Annotated in this window: 3 protein-coding genes; 2 read left to right on the top strand and 1 reads right to left on the bottom strand. The window is 66.8% G+C overall.

Annotated elements, in window-relative coordinates:
* Together H8B02_RS46255 and H8B02_RS46250 are read left to right on the top strand one after the other, a co-directional pair.
* Nucleotides 1-1,418: CHAT domain-containing protein (locus H8B02_RS46255; protein WP_229172365.1), on the top strand; the 1,418-nt coding region annotated here is incomplete at its 5' end.
* 120 nt (nt 1,419-1,538) lie between these two features.
* Nucleotides 1,539-1,775: a hypothetical protein gene (locus tag H8B02_RS46250; RefSeq protein WP_229172364.1), complete on the top strand. Its 237-nt coding sequence runs from the start codon at nt 1,539-1,541 to the stop codon at nt 1,773-1,775.
* Nucleotides 1,776-2,029: 254 nt separating this feature from the next.
* On the opposite strand, the gene rpoD is transcribed toward H8B02_RS46250, so the two are convergent.
* Nucleotides 2,030-3,419 (bottom strand): RNA polymerase sigma factor RpoD (rpoD, locus tag H8B02_RS46245; RefSeq protein ID WP_229172363.1); only part of this gene is annotated, 1,390 nt, incomplete at its 5' end.

The raw sequence follows: 3,419 nt of genomic DNA, 5'->3' as shown, positions 1-3,419 counted from the left end.
CGCTCGGCGGCGGCGACGCCACGGCGCTGCGCCGGCTCGAGACGCAAATGGCGGGCAAGGACGAGGAAACCGCGGCGCTGCTGCGCGCGGCGCTGCGGCTCAACGGCGAGAAGCAGGAGCTGTTCTCGTCGGGCAATATCGACGACTGGGCGAGGTCCGTGTGGCAGCGGCAGGACGCGGCCGAGAAGGCGCTGAACAAGCGGCTCGACGCGATCGGCGTGAAGCTGCCGCAGGACCCGATCCGTCCGTCGCAGCTGCTCGCGCCGCAGGAAGCGGTCGTCAACTATTTCATCACGCGGCAATGGAAGGCGGATCGGCAATCGAAGGAGCCGCTTGCCGCGACCGTGCTCTACGCCATCGTCGAGACCGCAACGAGCGAGCCGCGCGTGGTCGATCTCGGCGATCCCGGCCGCATGGTCGACACCGGCGTGCGGACCGAGATCGCGCGGCTGCGTACGACGCAGGCCGCCGCGCCGGATCGCGACACCAAGGCAGCAGACAACAAGGCGCCCGACGACAAGGCGCTCGACAGCAAAGGCCGCTTCCAGAACCTGCGCGCGCGGCTGTTCGCGCCGCTGGAGCCTGCCCTGAAGGACAAGACCACGCTCTATGTGGTGCCGGACGGCTTCCTGTTTGCCGTGCCGTTCTCCCTGCTGCCCGGCGTCGACGGCGGCCTGCTGGAGGACCGCACCACGATCCGGATGCTGACCAGCCCCGACGCGCTGATCGCAATCCATGCGCGCGAGACGCTCGACCGGACGGGGGCGATGCTGCTCGCCGGCGGCATCGAATACGGCCAGCCGGGGCCGATGCCCCTGCCCGGCACGAAGACCGAAATCGAGGCGATCGCAAAACTCGCCCGCGCGCGCGGCGCGCCGGTCGAGGTGCTGACCGGGCGGGGCGTCAGCGAAGCTGTGCTGCGCGAGGCGATCGGCAAGGCCCGCATCGCGCATCTGGCAACGCACGGCTTCTATCATGACAGCACGGCGTCCGGCCTCGATACGCTCTGGCAAAGCGGCATCGTGCTGTCGGGCGCCGGCGACAGCCGGTGGCCGCTGCGCGACGAAAAGGACGGCTATCTCTATGCCTTCGAGGTGATGGACTGGGACCTGTCCGGCCTCGATCTGCTGGTGCTCTCGGCCTGCGAGACCGGCCGTGGCGACGAGAGTTTTGTCAGCGGCCTGCGCGGCCTGCCGACCGCGCTCGGCATCGCCGGCGCCCGGCGTGCGCTCCTGACGCTGTGGCCGGTCGCCGACGAGGGCACCGCGAACTTCACCGTGCGCTTTTATGAGCACCTGGCGGAAGGCTTGACCTACTCGGATGCGCTGCGCCAGACCCGGCGCGATGCGCGCGACGGCAAGGTCGCGGGCGCCAGGGACGCGAGCGTGTGGGCGGCGTTCGTGCTGTTCGAGGGCTGAGGCGGAGGCCTCATATTTGCGACGCAAGGGCCCCACGCCGCCGAATCGCGCAGGGCAGATCGGCACGGGGGGCAGGTAATTTGCTTTGACAGCGGCGGCCTGATCGGGGACAAGCCGCCCATGCCGAAAAAACCCGGGACCAATCCCAAAGGCGAATTCGCCTTCTTCAACGTCTTCTATGAAGACGGCTCGCAGCGCTCCAACCGCCGCGTGCCATCGGAGCTGCTGGGCGGGCTGGACGGCGACGAGCCGGCGCGCGCCTTCCTGCGCGAGCAGGACCGCGAGATCGCCGAAAAGGGCGGCCGCCCGCCGCTCGAGATCAAGACCATCGAGCGCGTCGGGGTAAAGAAGAAGTAGCGGCGCGCGGGTCCCGCCGTTTGCGACAGGCGCCACGCCGCATCTCTCCCTCGTCATTCCGGGGCGCGCGAAGCGCGAGCCCGGAATCCATTTCACCACGAAACCTGCGGCCCGATGGATTCCGGGCTCGGCGCTACGCAACGCCCCGGAATGACGATGGTGTTGGTGACCGGGCAAACAAAAAACGGCGGGCCTGGGCCCGCCGTTCTTGTTTCGATGGATGCCCGGGTCAAGCCCGGGCATGACGACCCGAATTAGTTATCCAGGAAGCTCCGCAGCTTCCGCGACCGCGACGGGTGCTTCAGCTTGCGCAGCGCCTTGGCTTCGATCTGGCGGATGCGTTCGCGGGTGACCGAGAACTGCTGGCCGACTTCTTCCAGCGTGTGATCGGTGTTCATGCCGATGCCGAAGCGCATGCGCAGCACGCGCTCCTCGCGCGGGGTGAGCGAGGCCAGCACGCGCGTCGTGGTTTCGCGCAAATTGGACTGGATCGCCGCGTCGATCGGCAGGATCGCGTTCTTGTCCTCGATGAAATCGCCGAGATGCGAATCCTCTTCGTCACCGACCGGGGTTTCGAGCGACAGCGGCTCCTTGGCGATCTTGAGGACCTTGCGGACCTTCTCCAAGGGCATGCCGAGCTTCTCGGCGAGCTCTTCCGGGGTCGGCTCGCGGCCGATCTCGTTCAGCATCTGGCGCGAGGTGCGGACGATCTTGTTGATCGTCTCGATCATGTGCACCGGGATGCGGATGGTGCGGGCCTGGTCGGCGATCGAGCGGGTGATCGCCTGCCGGATCCACCAGGTGGCGTAGGTCGAGAATTTGTAGCCGCGGCGATATTCGAACTTATCGACCGCCTTCATCAGGCCGATATTGCCTTCCTGGATCAGGTCGAGGAATTGCAGGCCGCGGTTGGTGTACTTCTTGGCGATCGAGATCACGAGACGGAGGTTGGCTTCCACCATCTCCTTCTTGGCCTGACGGGCCTCGCGCTCGCCCTTCTGCACACCGTGCACGATCTTGCGGAATTCGCCGATCTCGAGTCCGGTGAGCGCCGCCAGCGACTGGATCTCGTGGCGCAGGTCCTTGATGCGGTCCTTCTCGTGATGGACGAAGTTCTTCCAGCCCTTGGCCGACAGCTTGGAGACGCGGTTGAGCCAGCGCGGATCGAGCTCCGACCCCTGATAGTTGCGCAGGAAATCCTCGCGCGCGACGCCGTGGCTGTCGCCGAGGCGCAGCAGGCGGCCCTCGAACGAGACCAGCTTCTTGTTGATGTCGTAGAGCTGCTCGACCAATGAATCGATGCGGGCCTGATTGAGGCGCAGCGACTTCACCTCGACGATGATCTCGTCCTTCAGCTTCTTGTACTTGCGCTCCTGCGAGGGCGACAGCGACTCGCTCTGCAGCTGGTTGGCGATGTCCTGCTCCTGCAGGCGGCGCAGCTTCTTGTACTCGGATGCGATCTTGTCGAAGGTCTCGACCACCTTCGGCTTCAGCTCGGCCTCGATGGCGGCGAGCGACATCTGGTTCTCGAACTCGTCGTCGTCCATGTCGGACTCGGCGGCGGCTTCGGCCGGATCCTTCTCCTCAACGCCGGCTTCGCCACCGGCGGGCGCGGCGCGGAACGGGGTCGGCGACGGCGGCGCT

The organism is Bradyrhizobium altum (assembly GCF_020889705.1).
Classification (GTDB): Bacteria; Pseudomonadota; Alphaproteobacteria; order Rhizobiales; family Xanthobacteraceae; genus Bradyrhizobium; species Bradyrhizobium altum.
Note: the sequence above shows the minus strand (reverse complement) of the source record. Positions and strands in the feature narration are given on the sequence as shown.

Excerpts from the sequence above, each read along its gene's own strand:
- H8B02_RS46250 (WP_229172364.1), top strand. The coding sequence starts at position 1,539 with ATGCCGAAAAAACCCGGGACCAATCCCAAAGGCGAATTCGCCTTCTTC.